Source organism: Nocardioides sp. NPDC057772, from assembly GCF_042798075.1.
In the GTDB taxonomy this organism is placed as follows: Bacteria; Actinomycetota; Actinomycetes; order Propionibacteriales; family Nocardioidaceae; genus Nocardioides.
This window is the reverse complement of the sequence record NZ_JBHVKN010000019.1, coordinates 26,647-44,420: the sequence shown is the minus strand read 5'-3', so window position 1 is coordinate 44,420 and position 17,774 is coordinate 26,647. Positions and strand designations below refer to the sequence as shown.

Here is a 17,774-nt window from a genome sequence, read left to right as displayed (position 1 = left end):
CGGGAGTGACGCTTCGCGCGACGTACGCGACGTCTCGGCGTCAGCGGGTTGTCATCCCCATCCGCTCCAGCGCGACCGACTCGAGGAGCTGGACGAGGTTGTAGAGCACCAGCGTGACCACGGTGATGATCGCGACGGCGGCCCACAGGTCGTCGAAGCGGGCGGCGGCGGGGAACTTCTGGATGTTGCCGCCGATGCCCTTCCCGGTCGAGAGCCACTCGGCCAGCAGCGCACCGGTCACGGCGCCGGGCACCGAGACCCGGGCGGCGGCGAAGATCGACGGCAGCGCGCCGGGCAGCGAGACCTTGCGGATCGCGGTGAGCCGCGAGCCGCCGTAGACGGCGACCAGGTCCAGCGACTGGGGCGAGGCCTGCGAGAGCCCGAACAGGACGGCGGCCAGTGCCGGGAACAGCACCACGATGATCCCGAGCACCACGACCGAGGCGGTCGAAGCGCGACCGGTGATCAGCATGACCACGGGCGCGATCGCGACCAGCGGGATCGAGCGCAGCAGCAGGGCCAGCGGCATCACGCCGGCTTCGACCGTACGCGACAGGTTGAACAGCACCGCCGCCACGATCGCGAGGGCCATCCCGGCGAGGAAGCCGAGCCCGGCGTCCTTCAGCGTGACCCAGGTCAGCGGGAACAGCTCCGCTCGGTGGGCGGCCGCCTCCGGCCCCGTGAAGAGGTGGTCGACGACGTCCAGCGGACCTTTCGCGACGAACTCGGAGACGCTGGAGAACGACACGAACGCCTGCCACAGCACCGCCACGATCGCCAGCGCCGCGACGGTGTGCAGCACCGGGCCGAGAACGGCCCGTGACAACGATCCAGCACCCGACCTCATCCGGACCTCCCAGCGACCCACGGCGTCACCAGACGCGAAACCAGACCCAGCAGCAGATAGCCGGCCAGGGCGACCAGAGCACAGACCAGGAAGACCGCCCAGAGCCGCTCCGGGTCGGGCTTGCCCTGCAGCACGATCAGCGTGCGTCCGACGCCACGGTCGGTGGAGCCGAGATACTCGCCGAGCACGGCACCCAGGATCGCCGTCGGCACCGCGATCTGCAGCGCGTTGAGGATCGCCGGCAGGGCCGCGACGAGGCGTACCTTCACCAGCTGCGTCCACACCGAGCCGCCGTAGACCCGGACCACGTCGAGGGAGGCGCGGTCGGCCGACTTGAAGCCCAGCACCGCGCCGACCACGGTCGTGAAGAAGACCATCAGCGCAGCCAGGAAGACGGACGTCTTCGAGGGGTCACCGGGCTGCTCGGCGCCGCCGAGGACGACGATCGAGATGCCGCCGACGGCGACCACGGGCAGGCAGTACGTCGTCACCGCGATCTGCATGACCACCGGCTCCAGCCACGGCACCAGCAGCACCAGCGAGGCCAGCAGCAGCGCGATCAGGTTGCCCCACAGGAAGCCGATCGACGCCTCCATCAGCGTCTCCCGGAGCACGCCGCCCCAGAACGCCGACGGGCCGGCCGCGGCCATCTCCGAGAGCACCGTCCACGGCGGCGGCACCGGCGTGAACCCGGTCCCGGCATCGGGCGGGAACCCGAGCACGGCCACGACCGCCCACAGCACGAACAGGGTGACGACGCCGATGATCCCGGCGAGCCAACCCGGCACCCGCATCAAGACTCCGCCTCGGCGCGCCCGTCGTCACCGAAGAGCAGCTCGGAGGCCCGGTCGGCGAGCGCGTGGAACTCCGGCGTACGCATCATCTCGGGAGTACGCGGCCGAGGAAGGTCGACCTCGATGATCTCCTTGATCCGGCCCGGTCGCGGCGACATCACTGCGACCCGGTCGGAGAGGAAGATCGCCTCGTTCACGCCGTGGGTGACCAGCAGGGTGGTCGCGGGCTTCTCGGTCCAGATCCGGAGCAGCTCCAGGTTGAGGTTCTGCCGGGTCATGTCGTCGAGGGCGCCGAACGGCTCGTCGAGCAGGAGCACGGACGGCTTGAGCGCGAGCGCCCGGGCGATCGAGACGCGCTGCCGCATCCCGCCGGAGAGCTGCGCGGGACGAGCCTTCTCGAAGCCCGCCAGCCCCACCAGCTTGATCAGCTCGTGGATGTAGTCCATGTCGGGACGCCGTCCGGCGACCTCGAAGACGAGCTTGATGTTGCCCACCACCGAGCGCCACGGGAGCAGCGCGTGGTCCTGGAACGCGATCCCCAGCTCGGAGTCACGCCGCAGGTCGGCGGGGGCCTTCCCGTCGACGTACGCCTCTCCGCTGGTCGGCGTCTCCAGACCGGCGAGGATCCGCAGGATCGTCGACTTGCCGCAGCCGGAGGGGCCCAGCAGGGCCAGGAACGAGCCCTGGTCGGTGTGGAGCTCGGTGTCCTTCAGCGCGGTGACGGCCTTGTTGCCCGAGCCGAAGACCTTGCTGATTCCTGAGATGTCGATGCCGTCAGCCATGACTACTTCTGGTAGTCCTTCAGCTCGGGGTTCTCCTCGTAGATCTCGTCGATGATCGAGGTGTCGAACAGATCCTCGACGCTGACCTCCCAGCCGGCGGCGGCGAGCGACTCGACGGTCTGCTGCTGGAGCTCCTCGGAGATGGTGAACAGGCCGTTCTTCTCGGTCTCCGGGGTCGAGATCAGCTTCTGCGACTCCTCCAGACCACGCTTGGTCTTGACCGGGTCGAGCTCGCCGAAGCTGGCCTCGAGACCGTCGGAGTCGCTGGCCGCCTCGTTGTAGTGGGTCGTGACGACCTTGACCACCTCGTCGGCGGGGTTCTTGAACGTCTCGGTCCAACCCTTGATCTCGGCGATGAGCAGCGCCTTGAGGAGATCGCGGTTCTCGGCGAGGTACTGGTCGGTGACGGTGTAGGTCTCGGCGACGTACGGCACGCCGTTCTCCGCGTAGGGCAGGTTGGTGACCTCGTGGCCGGCGAGCTCGACGGTGATCGACTCGTTGGTCAGGTAGGCCATGAAGCCGTCGACCTGACCCTCCATCAGCGGCGTCGGGTCGAACTCGACCGGGACGACGGTGATGTTGTCCTTCTTCTCCTCCAGGCCGTTGGCCGCGAGGATCGCCTTGAAGACGTTGACGTTGGAGTCCTGGACGCCGATCTTCTTGCCCTTGAGATCGGCCGGCTTGGCGATGTTGCCGCCGTCCTTCAGCGAGAGGATGGTGAACGGGTTCTTCTGGAAGGTCGCGCCGATGATCTTCAGCGGCGCCTCCTGCTCGGCGATCGCGGAGCCGACCGAGGCCGCGTCGTTGATGGCCACCTGGACCTTGCCGGAGAGTAGCTTCGCGACGCCGGTGTCAGGGCCGGAGATGCCGTTGACCGCGTCGAATCCGGCTTCCTTGTAGTAGCCCTTGTCCTCGGCGTAGAACTCGCCGGCGAACTCCTCGTTCTTGATCCACGAGTACTGCATCGAGATGGTGCCGAAGCCCTCCTCGGTGCTGCTGCCTTCGGAGTCGGAGCCGCAGGCGGCCAGCGTCGAGGCGGCCACGACGGACAGGAGGGCCGCGGCGGCCCGGAGTCGTACTGACTTACGTCGCGAGGTCCGAGAGGCGGGGGTAGACATCGAAACGAGTTCCCTTCAAGGAGTTTCACGCACAGGTCCCGGGGACCGTAGCGAGCGGAGGTTTCAGGTGCTGGCACCGGCGTTTCGGCGTTGTAACGACCTTTTCAAACGTGGTGTTCGATGCAAGGTCTATCCCGAGCCACGGCGTCCGCTGGACAACAATGCCGTGGTTGTTGTCTAGTTACCCAACGCGCGTACGCCGCATCGCATGTGCCATCCGACACACCGGATCGGCCGTTATCGGTTCGTGATCGCGCCGAGATCTTCCGGTGACCAACCTCAGGTCGTACGCCGCAGCAGCGGCGGGTGCAGGTGCTCGGCGGAGCCTCGCCGGAAGAGCTGGGCCGGCCGGCCGCCGTCGCGGGTCGTGGTGGCGCCCGTGGGCTCGAGGAACGCCTCGGTCTTGGTCACCTTGCGGTGGAAGTTGCGCGGGTCGAGCCGCGCACCCCAGACGATCTCGTAGACCCTGCGCAGCTCGGCGACGGTGAACTCCTCGGCACAGAACGCCGCACCCAGCGGTGAGTACTCCAGCTTCGAGCGGGCCCGCTCGACACCGTCGCGGAGGATCTCCGCATGGTCGAAGGCGAGCCCGTCACCGGCCAGCAGGGCGTCGACCGGGCACCACTGCGCGTCCGCCGCGTCCGATCCCGCCGCAGGTACGGGGAGGTCGGGAGCCAGCGCGAGATAGGCCACCGTCACCACTCGCGCCCGCGGGTCCCGCCCCGGAGAGCCGTACGTCGCCAGCTGCTCGACGTGCACGCTCCCCGGCCGCAGGCCGGTCTCCTCCGCGAGCTCGCGCGCCGCCGCCTCCTCCAGGCCCTCGTCCTCGAGGACGAACCCACCCGGAAGCGCCCAGGCGCCGGCGAACGGCTCGATGCCACGGCGTACGACCAGGGCGCAGAGCGCCTCGTCACGGACGGTGAGCACGACGAGGTCGACGGTGACGGCGACTTTGCTCACGTGGCCTGAGGGGTGCTCCATGAGGCCGATCATGCACCAATCGTCATCTTGACGACAAGCGCGCCACGCCTTATCGTCATTGTGACGCTAATAATTCGATGAAACAGATACGGAGTCCGAGATGGCCGACATCGCCCGCTACCCCTTCCTTCGCCACCTGCGCGGGAGCACCACCACCCACGTCCAGCACCTGCACAACGGCACGGTCCGCCACAGCGGCGTCGGCGTTTCGTTCTGGTACCGCCCGCTGTCGGCCGTCCTGTCCGAGGTCCCGGTCGACGACCGCGAGCTGCCGCTGCTCTTCCACGCGCGCACCGCGGACTTCCAGGACCTGACCACGCAGGCCACGGTCAGCTTCCGCATCGTCGATCCGGCCGCGGTCGCCGGCCGCATCGACTTCTCGATCGACCCCGAGAACGGCCACTGGCGCGGCAGTCCGCTCGACCAGGTCGCCGGGCTGCTGACCGAGACCGCGCAGCAGTACGCCCTGGACCTCATCGCCGCGCGGAGCCTGGCGGACGTGCTCGCCGGCGGCGTCGGACCGGTGCGCGACGCGATCGCCGCCGGCCTGGGTGGTGACGAGCGCCTGGCGGCCACCGGGCTCGCGATCCTGGGTGTGCGGATCGTCGCACTGCGACCCGAGCCGGAGATGGAGAAGGCGCTCCTGACGCCGACCCGCGAGCGCGTCCAGGCGGACGCCGACAAGGCGACGTACGAACGGCGCGCCACCGCGGTCGAGCGCGAGCGGGCCATCTCGGAGAACGAGCTGCAGAACAAGATCGAGCTCGCCCGCCGCGAGGAGCAGCTGGTCGGCCAGCAGGGCGCCAACGCGCGGCGCAGCGCCGAGGAGAAGGCCGCCGCGGCGCGGATCGCGACCGCTGCCGAGGCCGAACGCACCCAGGTGCTGGCCGAGGCGAACGCCCAGGCCACCCGGGTCACCGGGCTGGCGAAGGCCGATGCCGAGGCCGCCGCTCTGGCCGCCTACCGCGATCTGCCCGAGGCGGTCCTGCTCGGACTCGCACTCAAGGAGCTGGCCGCCAACCTGCCCCAGATCGAGCACCTGGCACTCACCCCGGACCTGCTCGCGCCGGTCCTCGCCAAGCTCGGCGCGCGGAGCACGGAGGCGGCATGAGCGTCGCCCCTCGCGTGGTGTTGGTCCATCGGGCGACCGAGCTGGAGGAGCTCGTCGCCCGCCACGGCACCCTCGGCCAGGTCGGCTTCTTCCTCTCCAGCAGGGGGCGCGATCTGGCGGAGGTGCAGGGCCGCCACGAGGCGCTGAAGGCGGCGATCTCGCAGGTCGGCGCCGCGATCCCGCTCGACTGGCGGCAGGGGTCGGTCGAGCGGAGCGACCTCGACCGGTTCCTCTTCGGCCCCGAGGACATCGTGGTCGTGGTCGGTCAGGACGGCCTGGTCGCCAACGTGGCGAAGTACCTCGACGGGCAGCCAGTGGTCGGGATCGACCCCGAGCCGGGCCGCAACGCCGGCGTGCTCGTGCGCTACCCGCCGCGCGCCGCCGCCGACCTGATCCGCTCGACCGGCACGTGCGAGGCGCGGACCATGGTCGAGGCGGTCGCCGACGACGGCCAGTCGCTGGTCGCGCTCAACGAGGTGTACGTCGGCCAGGCCACCCACCAGACCGCCCGCTACCGGCTCACCGTGGGCGGCCGGACCGAGTCGCAGGCCTCCTCCGGCCTGATCGTCGCGACCGGCACGGGCGCCACCGGCTGGGCCCGCTCGGCCTGGGTCGAGCGACACAGCACGCTCACGCTTCCCACGCCGACCGCCCCCGAGCTGGCCTGGTTCGTGCGGGAGGCGTGGCCCTCGCCGGCCACCGGGACGACCCAGACCGAGGGCACGCTGGCCGATGGCGCACTCGCGATCGACGTCGAGTCCGACCGCCTGGTCGCCTTCGGCGACGGCATCGAGACCGACACGCTCGCGCTGTCGTGGGGCCAGCGGGTCGTCGTACGCCGCGCGGAGCGCAGGCTGCGGCTGGTCTCAGGCTGAGGCGATCGCTCCCGCGGCCGCCGCGAGGTCGGCCACGCCCGCGGCGAGCTCGTCGGGCCGGTCCGTGGCCAGGTCCAGGTGGAACCCGAACAGCGAGGAGTCGACGAGGGTGACGATCCGGCCGGCGCGGTCGGGCGGGGCGCCACAGGCGGTGATGTAGTCGCGCAGCGCGGCGTACCACAGCTCGTTGGTCTCCCGGACGACCGATCGGTAGGGCTCCATCCCGATCAGGCCGGTCGCGGCCGCCTGCAGGTAGATCTGCAGGCAGCTGTGCAGCGGGTCGGTGCGGTAGGCCCGCCACAGCGCCTCCACCCCGGCGCGCACGTCCTCGGCCGGTTCCAGCGCCGCGACCGCCGCCACGGAGAGCTCGTTGGTGCGCGCGACCACGGCGGCGACCAGCTCGTCGCGGCCGCCGAAGTGGTAGATCAGCATCCGGTCGCTGGTGCCGATCGCGGCGGCCAGCGGACGCAGGGTCAGCCCGATCAGCCCGTGCTTGTGCACGTGCTCGACCACCTGCTCGAGGAGCTCCTCCTTGCGGTCCATGGAAAGCATTATGCCGAACATGTAGCGACTGCTACATTTCTCTGATGTAGCAGTCGCTACACCCGCTCCAGGAGGACCCCACCCATGTACGCCGCCACCCTGCTCGTCGTCGCGATCGCGATCGAGGTCGCCAGCACCGCGCTGCTCCCCCGCACCGAGGGATTCCGCAACCTGCCCTGGTCGATCGCCGTCCTGGCCGGCTACGGCGTCTCGATCTGGCTCCTGTCCGTGGTCGTGGAGCGGATGCCGGTCTCGGTGGCGTACGCCATCTGGTCAGGCCTCGGCACCGCCCTGGTCGCCGGCATCGGCGTGATGTTCCTCGGCGAGCACCTCACCGCGGCGAAGGCCGGCTTCCTGGCGATGATCGTCGTGGGGGTCGTCGGCCTGAACCTGTCCGGCGCTCACTGAGCCGGACCGGGTCAGATCGCCGCTGCCGCGGCCCGGCCCGCCGTACGTCCTGAGAACAGGCAGCCGCCGAGGAACGTGCCCTCGAGCGCGTTGTAGCCCATCATCCCGCCGCCGCCGAAGCCGGAGACCTCGCCGGCCGCGTAGAGCCCGGGCAGCGGGGTCCCGGCCGAGGTCAGGCAGCGGCCCGACAGGTCGGTCTCGAGCCCGCCGAGGGTCTTGCGGGAGAGGATGTGGAGCTTGACCGCGATCAGCGGGCCGGCCTCGGGGTCGAGGATCCGGTGGGGCCTGGCGGTGCGCTGCAGCTTGTCGCCGCGGTAGTGGCGGGCGGCGTACAGCGCGGTGATCTGGGCGTCCTTGGTGAAGTTGTTGGCGATCTCGCGGTCGCGCGCCTCGATGATCCGGCGCAGCTCGGCCTCGTTGATCTCCGGGCCGGTCGGCTCCTTCTCGGCGAGGCCGTTCATGCCGTGGACCAGGGCGGTGAGGTTCTCGGCGACCACGAAGTCCTCGCCGTGCTCCATGAACCGCTTCACCGGGCCCGGCCCCTTCCGCGCCCGCTCGGCGAGCAGCTTGAGGTCCTTGCCGGTCAGGTCGGGGTTCTGCTCCGAGCCGGAGAGCGCGAACTCCTTCTTGATGATCTTCTCGGTCAGCACGAACCAGGAGTAGTCGTAGCCGGTCTGGCGCAGGTGCTTGAGCGTGCCGAGGGTGTCGAAGCCGGGGAAGAACGGCGCCGGCAGCCGCTTGCCGGTCGCGTCCAGCCACAGCGACGAGGGGCCGGGAAGGATCCGGATGCCGTGGTTGGCCCAGATCGAGTCCCAGTTGCGGATGCCCTCGACGTAGTGCCACATCCGGTCGTCGTTGATGATCCGGGCGCCGGTCGCTCCGGTGATGGCGAGCATCCGGCCGTCGACGTGCGCGGGCACGCCGGAGACCATCGACTGCGGCGGGGTGCCGAGGCGGGCCGGCCAGTGCTTGCGGACCAGGTCGTGGTCTCCGCCGATACCGCCGGAGGTGACGATCACGGCCTGGCCGCCGAGCTCGAAGTCGTCGACCTCCGTGCGCGAGGACGCCTGCCCACGCTCGATGTCACTGGGCTCGAGCACCTTGCCGCGTACGCCGACGACGGCCCCGTCCTCGACCACGAGGTGGTCCACGCGGTGCCGGAAGGCCAAGGTGATCCGGCCGGTGTCGGCGTGGGCACGCACCCGGCGCTCGAACGGCTCGACCACTCCCGGTCCGGTCCCCCAGGTGATGTGGAAGCGCGGCACCGAGTTGCCGTGACCGTCGGCGCGGCCGTCACCGCGCTCGGCCCAGCCGACGACCGGGAAGATCCGGTGGCCCATCTGGTGCAGCCAGGACCGCTTCTCCCCCGCCGCGAAGTCCAGGTACGCCTCGGCCCACCGCCGCGGCCACAGGTCCTCGTCGCGGTCGAACTGGGCCGATCCCATCCAGTCCTGGAGCGCCAGCTCGGGTGAGTCCTTGATCCCCATCCGGCGCTGCTCGGGGCTGTCGACGAGGAAGAGTCCGCCCAGGCTCCAGAAAGCCTGGCCGCCGAGCGACTGCTCTGGTTCCTGGTCGACGAGCAGAACGCTCTTCCCCGCGTCGGCGGCCTCGGCCGCCGCCACCAGGCCGGCGAGGCCGGCTCCCACCACGATCACGTCGGCGCGCTTCGTCATGTCCGCAGATCCTGCCACCTTCGATACCGGTGGGTACATGGAACCTGTCGTCCGACCGTTCCGCCAGGTGGACAGATGTCGGACTCGCACCCCGAAGCCGCCGCCGATCGAGGTCGGAGCGGATAGATTTTTTGCCTGTGATCGACCCCAAGGTGACCGCTCGAAGGCAGCAGAAGTGGGTCCAACGCGGCATCGACCGCACCGAGGCCTGGCTGGCCCGCAGCGGCAGCAGCCTGGGTCCGCTGATCCCGCACATCGCCTCGTCGATGGTGCTCGTCGGGGACGAGGACCGCGGCTGGATCCCGCAGGGCCTGGCCTACTCACCCGAGGCAGACCTGCTCCTGCAGGGCTACTACGGCGACAAGCTCGGCTCGGCCCTCGCCCTGGTCGACAAGCCGTCGGGCGAGCTCATCAACGCCGTCTACCTGGGCGGGCCGAAGGGCAGCGTGAGCGGCCCGGTCAACGCTGGCGGCGTCGCGGTCATCGGCGACGAGGTCTACGTGTGCCGCGAGGGCAACCCACCCCGCCTCTACCGCTATTCACTGACCCAGATCATCCACGCCGAACCGCTCTCGACGGTCTCCACCGTCGCCCCGCTGATCGCCCTCGCCGCCGGCTCCTACCTTGCCGCCGGCAAGGACCTGCTCTACGTCGGCTCCCACGCCAACAACCGCCTCTACAAGTACATCCGCAAGGACGACTCCTGGCAGATCAAGACCCCGATCGGCGTGCGCACCCCCGTCGGCACCCAGGGCGTCGTGGTCCGTGAGGAGGAGTACGTCTTCAGCGTCTCCCGCGGCCCCGCCAAGCGCAGCCAGCTGATCGTGCAGGACCGGGTCACGATCCGTCCCCGCGCTCTGCAGTGGCTCCCCAACCTGGCCGAAGGCATCGCCGAGGTCGGCGACGAGTTCTTCGTGACGTACCAGTCGGGCGCGCGGCCCTACTCCCGCGGCAACTCGACCCGAGGTCAGGCCTGGCCCTCGGCCCACATGACCCGCACTCCTCTGGCCAAGCTCGGCCTGGAGCCGCGGAAGCCGTCGGAGATCTGATCAGGCCGGCCAGTCGGTGATGTCGGCGTACTCCTCGCCGTGCCGCTTCAGCCACCCCGCGACGTAGGGGCAGTGCGGAATGATCCGCTTCCCCTTCGCCTTCACGTCGGCCAGCGCGAACGCCACCAGCTTCGAGGCGAGTCCCTGCCCGTTGTAGGCCTCCCCGACCTCGGTGTGCACGAAGTCCACGTGCTCGTCGTCGGGCAGCCGGTAGGCCGCCAACCCCGCAACGGTCTCCCCGTCGCGGATCTCGTAGCGGTGCCGGGCCGGGTTGTCTACGTACTCGATGTCGCTCACGCAGACATTCTCACTGCTCGTCCCAACGCTCGCCACGGGTGGTCGTCTCAGCGCCGCGTGCCGAGCCAGCGGGGCGTGGCGGCCCGGTAGGATTCGTACGCCTCGCCGAAGCCCCACGACAGAGCCTGCTCCTCGGCAGGAATCTGGGTGCGGTCGATGACCGCGACGAAGGCCGCGACGGGGACGAACGAGAGCAGGCCACCCCGAAAGACCGCGTGGGCGGTGAGCAGACCGGCCATGCCGACGTACATCGGATTGCGGGTGTAGCGGAACGGCCCGTCGGTGACGACCGCGGTGGCGCGCTCCGGTTCGAGCGGGTTGAAGGTGGTGTCCTTGTGCTTGAAGGCACGAGCCGCGCTGCCCGCGACATACACCGACCCGGCGGCCACCAGCCCGGCCGCGAGGGACCGTGCCATCGTCGGCCGGCGACCCCGGGAGAGCAGATGCTGGGCGACCAGGCCCACGGCGACATAGACGGGCGGCGGCACCTTCGGCATGCCTCCACCGTAGCCCCGACCCGGGCGCCGGCACCCCCTCTGTCTTGGGTAAAGGGAGGTCAGTGCAGCAGTGCGCGGACCAGCCGCTCGGCGACGTCCGGCGCGGGCTCGGTGCGCTCGAGGGAGTGGAGGACGAATCCACCGACCAGGGCGCGTACGAACTCCTTGACCGGGAGGTCGGCGGGCAGCTGGCCGGCCGCCACTGCGGCCTCGATGCGGGTGGAGACGGTGGCGGTGATGCCGAGGGCGTCGTTGAGCCGGGTGCCGATGTCGGGGCTCTCGCAGGCGGCCGCGACGAGAGAGCGGACCAGGCCGTCATTGCCGGGTTCGGCGACGAGATCGATGAGGCTCTGCATCCAGGCGATGAGGTCGGCACGGATGTCACCGGTGTCAGGAACCACCGGGTGGTCCGGCAGCAGCTTGTCCTCGATCAGTGCGTCGGCGACGACGGCGCTCTTCGAGGACCACCAGCGGTAGATGGTCTGCTTGGAGACACCCGCCTCGGCCGCGATGCCCTCGACGGTGAGGTGGTCATAGCCTTGGGTCGCGAAGAGCCGCCCGGTCGCGTCGAGGACTGCCATCCGAGCCTCTTCGCTGCGTACAGCACCTCGACGGCGCACTCCTGCTGACGCTGGCATGAACGGCATCTTAAGAGCCCGGATCACCTCATGGCCAAGGCACAGGTGTGACCCATCACTCGCTCAGCGACTCTTGTCCAGCGGCGATCAGGTGATTAACTGGACGCACCGTTGCGAATTACCGGAGGGATGCCGCCATGGCGGAGCTGTTGTATCGATTGGGCAAGACGGCCGCGCGCCGCGCCTGGCTTGTGATCCTCGCCTGGGTGCTGGCGCTGTCCGGCGCTGCCGGGGCGTACGTCGCCTGGTCCGGCGAGCTCACCACCAGCTTCGACATCCCGGGGCTGCCCTCGTCGAAGGTCGTCGACGAGCTCCAGAAGGACCTGCCCGACCTGGCCGGCGGCTCCGGCACCATCGCCTTCCAGACCAAGGACGGCACCCCGCTCAGCGCGACCCAGAAGAAGGAGATCCAGGCGCTCATCACCAGCGCCGAGGACCTTCCTGACGTCGCCGCGGTCACCGACCCCTTCCAGACCGAGGCCCAGCGCGAGGCGCAGGCCGAGAAGGTCGCCGAGGGCCAGGCCCAGCTCGAGGCCGGCCGGACCCGTCTCGACAGCGCCCAGGCGAAGCTCGACAAGGCGCAGAGCGACATCGACAAGGCTCGCGCCCAGCTGCAGGCCGCCGGGATGCCGACCACCCAGATCGACGCCCAGCAGGCTGCCATCGACAAGCAGCAGGCAAAGCTCGACGACAGTGCCGCCGACCTCGAGGCCAACACCGCCAAGGCCCAGAACGGCGCCGAGCTCCTCGAGCTCGCAGACGGGATCCGGATGGTCTCCGCCGACGGTTCGGCCGCCCTGGTCAACGTCGCCTACTCGGTCGGTCGCCTGGAGATGTCGGAGGAGACCAAGAAGGCCACGGTCGACCACTTCACCGACAACCCGATCGACGGCGTCGAGATCGGCGTCTCCTCCGACATCTCCCAGGAGGCGCCCAACCCGATGGGTCCGGGCGAGATCGTCGGTGTCGGGGTCGCCGCCGTCGTCCTGCTGGTCATGCTCGGCACCATCATCGGCGCCGGCGTCCCGCTGGTCACCGCACTGACCGGGGTCGGCATCGGAGCGCTCGGTGCCCTCTCCCTCTCCGGTGTCGTGCAGATGGCCTCGATGACCCCGATCCTGGGGCTGATGCTCGGCCTGGCCGTCGGCATCGACTACTCGCTCTTCATCCTCAACCGCCACCGCAAGCAGCTGCTCCACGGCTCCGACGTCACCGAGTCGATCGCGCTCGCCAACGGCACCGCCGGCACCGCCGTCGTCTTCGCCGGGTCCACGGTGATCGTGGCGCTGGTCGCCCTCAACATGACCGGCATCCCGTTCCTCGGCCTGATGGGCTCGGTCGGCGCCGCCTGCGTCGCGATCGCGGTCCTGGTCGCCATCACCCTGACCCCGGCCATCCTCGGCCTCGTCGGCGGCCGCATCGTCTCCAAGCGCGCCCGGAAGAAGGTCGCGAAGCAGGACGCCGCCGAGGCCCACGCCAAGCCGATGCCCACCTGGCGTGCGCTGGTCACGGTCGTCGCCTCCGTGGTCGCCCTGCTCGCCCTCGCGGTCCCCGCCCTCGACATGCGCCTCGGCCTGCCCGACGGGGGCTCCGAGCCCGAGGGCTCGCTGGCCAAGACCGCCTACACGATCACCGAGGACAGCTTCGGTCCCGGCGCCAACGGCCCGCTGCTGGTCGCCGCCGAGCTTCCCGAGGGGCTTGACGAGGCCGGTGTCCAGCAGGCCCAGCTGACGGTCGCCAAGGCGCTGGCAGACCTCGACGACGTACGCGCCGTGGCGCCGGCCGCGGTCTCCGAGAACGGTCGCACGGCAGCCTTCCAGGTCGTGCCCGAGGAGGGCCCCAACAGCGTCTCCACCAACGAGCTGGTCAACGCGATCCGTGACATGCCGCCGGTGAACGGCGACATCACCCTGGGCGTCGCCGGTGCCACCGCGGTCGCCATCGACGTGTCGCAGGGCCTCAACGACGTACTCCTCCCCTACCTCGGCGTCGTCGTCGGCCTCTCCCTGCTCATCCTGATCCTGGTCTTCCGCTCGATCCTGGTCCCGCTCATCGCGACCGGTGGCTTCGTGCTCTCGCTGCTGGCGACGTACGGCGTGGTGGTCGCGGTCTTCCAGAAGGGCATCGGCGCCGAGTGGATCGGCATCGACAGCACCGGCCCCATCCTGAGCTTCCTGCCGATCCTGCTCGTCGGGATCCTCTTCGGCCTCGCCATGGACTACCAGCTGTTCCTGGCCTCCGGCATGCGGGAGGCGTACGTCCACGGCGCGCCGGCCCGCGTCGCGGTCGCCCAGGGCTTCCGTGCCGGGCGTTCGGTGGTGATCGCGGCCGGCCTGATCATGGTCTCCGTCTTCGGCGGGTTCATCTTCGCCGAGTCGGTGATGATCCGCTCGATGGGCTTCGGGCTCGCGCTCGGCGTGCTGCTGGACGCCTTCATCGTCCGGATGCTGCTGATGCCGGCGCTGATGCACCTGCTCGGACGCTCGGCCTGGTGGCTGCCGAAGTGGCTCGACCGCATCCTCCCCAACGTGGACGTCGAGGGTGCCGCGCTCGAGCGCGCCCACGGCGGCTCCGCAGACGCCGGAGAGGCCACGGTCACGCGCGAGAAGGTCTCGGTCTGAGGAGGTTGTGAAGCTGAGAGTGACCCATAGGCCACGCTCAGCTTCACAACTCCGGACCGTCGGTGGCCCCCGGTAGGGTCACCTGCGTGAGTGAGTTGACCCCGGAGCTGGATGTCCTGCGCCGTGTCTTCGGCTATGACGAGTTTCGCGGTGACCAGGCCGAGATCGTCGCGCACGTGGCCACGGGCGGTGACGCCCTCGTCCTGATGCCGACCGGCGGCGGGAAGTCGCTGTGCTACCAGATCCCGTCGCTGGTGCGGCCGGGGACCGGGGTGGTCATCTCGCCGCTGATCGCGCTGATGCAGGACCAGGTCGACGCGCTGTCCGCGCTCGGTGTGCGCGCCGGGTTCCTCAACTCCACCCAGATGCCGCACGAGCGGCAGCAGGTGGAGCAGGCACTGCTGGCCGGCGAGCTCGACCTGCTCTACCTCGCCCCCGAGCGGCTGCGGGTGCCGGAGACCGGCCGGTTGCTCGACCAGGCCAAGATCTCGCTGTTCGCGATCGACGAGGCCCACTGCGTCTCGCAGTGGGGTCACGACTTCCGGCCCGACTACCTGCAGCTCTCCCACCTGCACGAGCGCTGGCCGGAGGTGCCGCGGATCGCGCTGACCGCGACCGCGACTGCGGAGACCCGACGGGAGATCGCCGCCCGGCTTGACCTGGAGGACGCCCGCCACTTCGTGGCCTCGTTCGACCGTCCCAACATCCAGTACCGGATCGCCCCGAAGGACAAGCCCGCCAAGCAGCTCGTCGACCTGATCCGCACCGAGCACCCGGGTGAGGCCGGCATCGTCTACTGCCTCTCCCGTGCCTCCGTCGAGCGCACCGCCGCCTCCCTGGTCGGCCAGGGCATCCCCGCGCTGCCCTACCACGCCGGCCTCGACGCCCGCACCCGCGCGGAGAACCAGTCCCGCTTCCTGCGCGAGGACGGCATCGTCATGGTCGCCACCATCGCCTTCGGGATGGGCATCGACAAGCCGGACGTGCGTTTCGTGGCCCATCTCGACCTGCCCAAGTCGGTCGAGGGCTACTACCAGGAGACCGGCCGGGCCGGGCGCGACGGCCTGCCGTCGACCGCGTGGCTGGCCTACGGGTTGGCCGACGTCGTCCAGCAGCGGCAGATGATCGGGACCTCCGAGGGCGACCGGGCCCACAAGCACCGGCTCGGCCAGCATCTCAACGCGATGCTGGCGCTGTGCGAGACCGTCGACTGCCGGCGGGTGCAGCTGCTGCGCTACTTCGGCCAGGCCGCCGAGCCCTGCGGCAACTGCGACACCTGCCTGACGACACCGGAGTCGTGGGACGGCACCGTCCCCGCCCAGAAGGTGCTGTCAACGGTCATCCGGCTCGACCGCGAGCGCAACGGACAGCGCTTCGGCGCCGGGCAGATCGTCGACATCCTGCGGGGCAAGGAGACCGAGAAGGTCCGCCAGTTCCGCCACGACGAGCTCTCGGTCTTCGGGATCGGCACCGACCTGGCCGAATCCGACTGGCACTCGGTCATCCGCCAGCTGCTGGCCCGCGAGATGCTCGCGGTCGACACCCGCTACGGCGTCTTCTCGGTCGCCGAAGCGGCCGGCCCCGTGCTCCGCGGCGAGCAGCAGCTGATGCTCCGCAAGGAGCCGCCCCGACAGGCCCGTCGCAGCTCTGCGGAGCGGAAGCCGAAGGTGGCGGCCGCCGACCTTTCGCCGGAGGCCGCCGAGGTCTTCGAGCGCCTGCGCGCGTGGCGCGGCGAGGTCGCCAAGGAGCAGGGAGTGCCGGCGTACGTCGTCTTCCACGACGCCACGCTGCGGGAGATCGCCACCCGGCTGCCGGCCAGCCGCGACGAGCTCGGGACGATCAGCGGGATCGGCGAGGCGAAGCTGGAGAAGTACGCCGACGGCGTGCTCGCCGTTCTCTAGGCGGCCAGCTTCTCGGTGCGCTCGTAGCTGGCAGGCACGATGGTGCGCTCCTCGGCCAGGTCCTGCTCGGCGCGTTCTCGCGCGATGGCCTCGGTGTCCCACCAGACCAGCAACCGCAGCAGCAGACCTCCGGTGAGCAGGCCCGCGAACAGGTCGCTGGCCCAGTGCCAGCCGAGGGTGTAGGAGACCGCGACGGCGTTCAGGGCGATCACGCCGACGCCGACGCCGAGGACACGCACCGTGGACCGCGACACCGCGGTGTAGCGGGCGATCAGGTAGACGGCGGTGCCGTAGATCAGGACCGCCTCGGCCGCGTGCCCGGACGGGTAGCTGATCCCGTGCCAGCCGTCCTTCAGGAGCCCGCCTGCGAAGAACTCCGCGTCGCGCTCCGTCGGGGCCGGGCGCGCCAGCAATACCTTCGTGCCGCCCACGCCCAGATAGAAGGCCACCTCGGCGGCGACGGCACAGATGATCGGCCGCCAACTGCGGCGCCGCACGGCGATCACGACCGCGACCGTGATCAGCACCGGCAGGCAGACCGCCTGTCCCGCGATCGGGTCGAGGACGTGCTGGAGGACGTGGTGCGCCTCGGGCGGTAGCATCCGGGCCCAGTACTCGTGACCGTGGATGTCGAGATGCTGCAGCGGTCCGGCGGCGAGGACGGTGAGGAGCACCAGCGCGCCACCCAGCGCTGATACCGATATGAGCCTCCGAGATCGGTTCACAGTCATATGACGCTAATTGCCACCGCCGACCTGTGTCCGAGCCGGGTTCCCTGCGGGTGGCCTGCGTCACCTCGGTCGGGCGGCCGGCGCGCCCGGCGGCCGGAGCCACGCCGGCCACGGCGACATCCTCGTCGAGCAGATCCAGGCCGCCCGGGCGAGCTAGCCGAGGACGACCCCGGCGTACGACAGCTGAAACCCTTGGCGCTGCGGACCGCGGGTGCCGGACAATGGTGGGCGTGCCGACCCTGAGCCAGTTCGCCGCCTTCGCGCTCGCGTCCGTCGTCTTCATCCTGATCCCTGGCCCGAGCGTGCTCTTCGCGCTCGGCCGCGCTCTGACCGCGGGCCGCCGCGAGGCGGTGCTCGCCGTCGGCGGCAACGCTCTCGGCCAGTTCGGCCAGGTCCTGGCGGTGGCCATCGGGCTCGGGGCACTCGTGGCAGCCTCTGCCACCGCGTTCACCGTCGTGAAGCTCGTCGGCGCTGCGTACGTCGTCTATCTCGGCATCCAGGCGATCCGTCACCGTGCCGACGCCCGGACAGCGCTCGACGGCGAGGATGTCGCACGGACGACCGCGTGGGGCGCGATCCGCACCGGGATGATCGTCGGGGCGACCAACCCGAAGACGATCGTCTTCCACCTGGCCTTCCTGCCGCAGTTCATCGACACCTCCGCGCCGGCGATGCCCCAGATCCTGCTGCTCGGCGCGATCTTCTCGGCGATGGCCTTCGTCTGCGACTCCGGCTGGGTGCTCGCCGCCAGCCGGGCGAAGGCCTGGTTCGCCCGCAAGCCGAAGCGCCTCGACAGCCTCGGCGCCGGCGGCGGCGTCCTCATGATCGGCCTCGGGGCGACCATGGCCACCGCTTCCCACAGCGCCTGACGAATTCCGAGGACAGGAACGCCCCGGTCGCAGAGACTG

Annotated in this window: 19 protein-coding genes; 8 read left to right on the top strand and 11 right to left on the bottom strand. The window is 70.2% G+C overall.

Features of this window, described 5'->3' with window-relative positions:
• Positions 1 to 40: 40 nt before the first annotated feature.
• The 5 genes from ACFVJS_RS06025 to ACFVJS_RS06005 all read right to left on the bottom strand — a co-directional run bounded on the left by ACFVJS_RS06025 (position 41) and on the right by ACFVJS_RS06005 (position 4,534).
• Complete coding sequence (locus ACFVJS_RS06025) at positions 41 to 847, bottom strand: ABC transporter permease (protein ID WP_378877997.1); 807 nt, start codon at positions 845 to 847, stop codon at positions 41 to 43.
• Complete coding sequence (locus ACFVJS_RS06020; RefSeq protein ID WP_378877996.1) at positions 844 to 1,641, bottom strand: ABC transporter permease; 798 nt, start codon at positions 1,639 to 1,641, stop codon at positions 844 to 846. The genes ACFVJS_RS06025 and ACFVJS_RS06020 overlap by 4 nt, the downstream gene beginning before the upstream one ends.
• On the bottom strand, positions 1,641 to 2,423 hold the full coding sequence (locus ACFVJS_RS06015; protein ID WP_378877995.1) for an ABC transporter ATP-binding protein: 783 nt from the start codon (positions 2,421 to 2,423) through the stop codon (positions 1,641 to 1,643). The genes ACFVJS_RS06020 and ACFVJS_RS06015 overlap by 1 nt, the downstream gene beginning before the upstream one ends.
• Positions 2,424 to 2,425: 2 nt before the next feature.
• Positions 2,426 to 3,466 carry an ABC transporter substrate-binding protein gene (locus ACFVJS_RS06010; protein ID WP_378877994.1) on the bottom strand — a complete coding sequence of 347 codons (1,041 nt, stop codon included), beginning with the start codon at positions 3,464 to 3,466 and terminating at the stop codon, positions 2,426 to 2,428.
• A gap of 354 nt (positions 3,467 to 3,820) precedes the next feature.
• Positions 3,821 to 4,534 (bottom strand): NUDIX domain-containing protein, encoded by a 714-nt coding sequence (locus ACFVJS_RS06005; RefSeq protein ID WP_378877993.1) that lies wholly within the window; start codon positions 4,532 to 4,534, stop codon positions 3,821 to 3,823.
• 88 nt (positions 4,535 to 4,622) lie between these two features.
• Between ACFVJS_RS06005 and ACFVJS_RS06000 the strand changes: the two genes are divergently transcribed.
• Together ACFVJS_RS06000 and ACFVJS_RS05995 are read left to right on the top strand one after the other, a co-directional pair.
• Complete coding sequence (locus ACFVJS_RS06000) at positions 4,623 to 5,633, top strand: SPFH domain-containing protein (protein ID WP_378877992.1); 1,011 nt, start codon at positions 4,623 to 4,625, stop codon at positions 5,631 to 5,633.
• The gene (locus ACFVJS_RS05995; protein ID WP_378877991.1) at positions 5,630 to 6,508 is read left to right on the top strand and encodes a hypothetical protein; all 879 of its coding nucleotides are present in this window, start codon (positions 5,630 to 5,632) and stop codon (positions 6,506 to 6,508) included. The genes ACFVJS_RS06000 and ACFVJS_RS05995 overlap by 4 nt, the downstream gene beginning before the upstream one ends.
• Here the strand turns inward: ACFVJS_RS05995 and ACFVJS_RS05990 are convergent.
• On the bottom strand, positions 6,500 to 7,051 hold the full coding sequence (locus ACFVJS_RS05990) for a TetR family transcriptional regulator (RefSeq protein WP_328532028.1): 552 nt from the start codon (positions 7,049 to 7,051) through the stop codon (positions 6,500 to 6,502). The two genes, ACFVJS_RS05995 and ACFVJS_RS05990, sit on opposite strands and share 9 nt — an antisense overlap.
• Before the next feature lie 84 nt (positions 7,052 to 7,135).
• On the opposite strand from ACFVJS_RS05990, the gene ACFVJS_RS05985 reads away from it, so the two are divergent.
• Positions 7,136 to 7,459: a DMT family transporter gene (locus tag ACFVJS_RS05985; protein ID WP_378877990.1), complete on the top strand. Its 324-nt coding sequence runs from the start codon at positions 7,136 to 7,138 to the stop codon at positions 7,457 to 7,459.
• Between the two features lie 11 nt (positions 7,460 to 7,470).
• On the opposite strand, the gene ACFVJS_RS05980 is transcribed toward ACFVJS_RS05985, so the two are convergent.
• The gene (locus tag ACFVJS_RS05980; RefSeq protein WP_378877989.1) at positions 7,471 to 9,132 is read right to left on the bottom strand and encodes an FAD-binding dehydrogenase; all 1,662 of its coding nucleotides are present in this window, start codon (positions 9,130 to 9,132) and stop codon (positions 7,471 to 7,473) included.
• A gap of 137 nt (positions 9,133 to 9,269) precedes the next feature.
• Between ACFVJS_RS05980 and ACFVJS_RS05975 the strand changes: the two genes are divergently transcribed.
• Positions 9,270 to 10,181: a hypothetical protein gene (locus ACFVJS_RS05975; RefSeq protein WP_378877988.1), complete on the top strand. Its 912-nt coding sequence runs from the start codon at positions 9,270 to 9,272 to the stop codon at positions 10,179 to 10,181.
• On the opposite strand, the gene ACFVJS_RS05970 is transcribed toward ACFVJS_RS05975, so the two are convergent.
• The 3 genes from ACFVJS_RS05970 to ACFVJS_RS05960 are packed head-to-tail and all read right to left on the bottom strand — an operon-like array spanning position 10,182 to position 11,556.
• Positions 10,182 to 10,478 (bottom strand): GNAT family N-acetyltransferase, encoded by a 297-nt coding sequence (locus tag ACFVJS_RS05970; RefSeq protein WP_378877987.1) that lies wholly within the window; start codon positions 10,476 to 10,478, stop codon positions 10,182 to 10,184.
• 47 nt (positions 10,479 to 10,525) lie between these two features.
• Positions 10,526 to 10,975: a methyltransferase family protein gene (locus ACFVJS_RS05965; RefSeq protein ID WP_378877986.1), complete on the bottom strand. Its 450-nt coding sequence runs from the start codon at positions 10,973 to 10,975 to the stop codon at positions 10,526 to 10,528.
• A gap of 59 nt (positions 10,976 to 11,034) precedes the next feature.
• Positions 11,035 to 11,556, bottom strand: coding sequence for a TetR/AcrR family transcriptional regulator (locus ACFVJS_RS05960; RefSeq protein ID WP_378877985.1), 522 nt, complete (start codon positions 11,554 to 11,556; stop codon positions 11,035 to 11,037).
• A gap of 194 nt (positions 11,557 to 11,750) precedes the next feature.
• Between ACFVJS_RS05960 and ACFVJS_RS05955 the strand changes: the two genes are divergently transcribed.
• Both ACFVJS_RS05955 and recQ read left to right on the top strand, forming a co-directional pair.
• The gene (locus ACFVJS_RS05955; RefSeq protein WP_378877984.1) at positions 11,751 to 14,234 is read left to right on the top strand and encodes an MMPL family transporter; all 2,484 of its coding nucleotides are present in this window, start codon (positions 11,751 to 11,753) and stop codon (positions 14,232 to 14,234) included.
• A gap of 86 nt (positions 14,235 to 14,320) precedes the next feature.
• Positions 14,321 to 16,135: a DNA helicase RecQ gene (recQ, locus tag ACFVJS_RS05950; RefSeq protein ID WP_378877983.1), complete on the top strand. Its 1,815-nt coding sequence runs from the start codon at positions 14,321 to 14,323 to the stop codon at positions 16,133 to 16,135.
• Here recQ and ACFVJS_RS05945 read toward each other — a convergent pair.
• Complete coding sequence (locus tag ACFVJS_RS05945; RefSeq protein WP_378877982.1) at positions 16,132 to 16,809, bottom strand: phosphatase PAP2 family protein; 678 nt, start codon at positions 16,807 to 16,809, stop codon at positions 16,132 to 16,134. The genes recQ and ACFVJS_RS05945 overlap by 4 nt on opposite strands.
• A gap of 67 nt (positions 16,810 to 16,876) precedes the next feature.
• Here ACFVJS_RS05945 and ACFVJS_RS05940 point away from each other — a divergent pair, with 67 nt between their 5' ends.
• Positions 16,877 to 17,023: a hypothetical protein gene (locus tag ACFVJS_RS05940; RefSeq protein WP_378877981.1), complete on the top strand. Its 147-nt coding sequence runs from the start codon at positions 16,877 to 16,879 to the stop codon at positions 17,021 to 17,023.
• 73 nt (positions 17,024 to 17,096) lie between these two features.
• Positions 17,097 to 17,735 carry a LysE family translocator gene (locus tag ACFVJS_RS05935; RefSeq protein WP_378877980.1) on the top strand — a complete coding sequence of 213 codons (639 nt, stop codon included), beginning with the start codon at positions 17,097 to 17,099 and terminating at the stop codon, positions 17,733 to 17,735.
• Positions 17,736 to 17,774 lie beyond the last annotated feature (39 nt).

Excerpts from the sequence above, each read along its gene's own strand:
- ACFVJS_RS06025 (WP_378877997.1), bottom strand. The coding sequence starts at position 847 with ATGAGGTCGGGTGCTGGATCGTTGTCACGGGCCGTTCTCGGCCCGGTG.
- ACFVJS_RS06020 (WP_378877996.1), bottom strand. The coding sequence starts at position 1,641 with ATGCGGGTGCCGGGTTGGCTCGCCGGGATCATCGGCGTCGTCACCCTG.
- ACFVJS_RS06015 (WP_378877995.1), bottom strand. The coding sequence starts at position 2,423 with ATGGCTGACGGCATCGACATCTCAGGAATCAGCAAGGTCTTCGGCTCG.
- ACFVJS_RS06005 (WP_378877993.1), bottom strand. The coding sequence starts at position 4,534 with ATGATCGGCCTCATGGAGCACCCCTCAGGCCACGTGAGCAAAGTCGCC.
- ACFVJS_RS06000 (WP_378877992.1), top strand. The coding sequence starts at position 4,623 with ATGGCCGACATCGCCCGCTACCCCTTCCTTCGCCACCTGCGCGGGAGC.
- ACFVJS_RS05995 (WP_378877991.1), top strand. The coding sequence starts at position 5,630 with ATGAGCGTCGCCCCTCGCGTGGTGTTGGTCCATCGGGCGACCGAGCTG.
- ACFVJS_RS05990 (WP_328532028.1), bottom strand. The coding sequence starts at position 7,051 with ATGGACCGCAAGGAGGAGCTCCTCGAGCAGGTGGTCGAGCACGTGCAC.
- ACFVJS_RS05985 (WP_378877990.1), top strand. The coding sequence starts at position 7,136 with ATGTACGCCGCCACCCTGCTCGTCGTCGCGATCGCGATCGAGGTCGCC.
- ACFVJS_RS05980 (WP_378877989.1), bottom strand. The coding sequence starts at position 9,132 with ATGACGAAGCGCGCCGACGTGATCGTGGTGGGAGCCGGCCTCGCCGGC.
- ACFVJS_RS05965 (WP_378877986.1), bottom strand. The coding sequence starts at position 10,975 with ATGCCGAAGGTGCCGCCGCCCGTCTATGTCGCCGTGGGCCTGGTCGCC.
- ACFVJS_RS05960 (WP_378877985.1), bottom strand. The coding sequence starts at position 11,556 with ATGGCAGTCCTCGACGCGACCGGGCGGCTCTTCGCGACCCAAGGCTAT.
- ACFVJS_RS05955 (WP_378877984.1), top strand. The coding sequence starts at position 11,751 with ATGGCGGAGCTGTTGTATCGATTGGGCAAGACGGCCGCGCGCCGCGCC.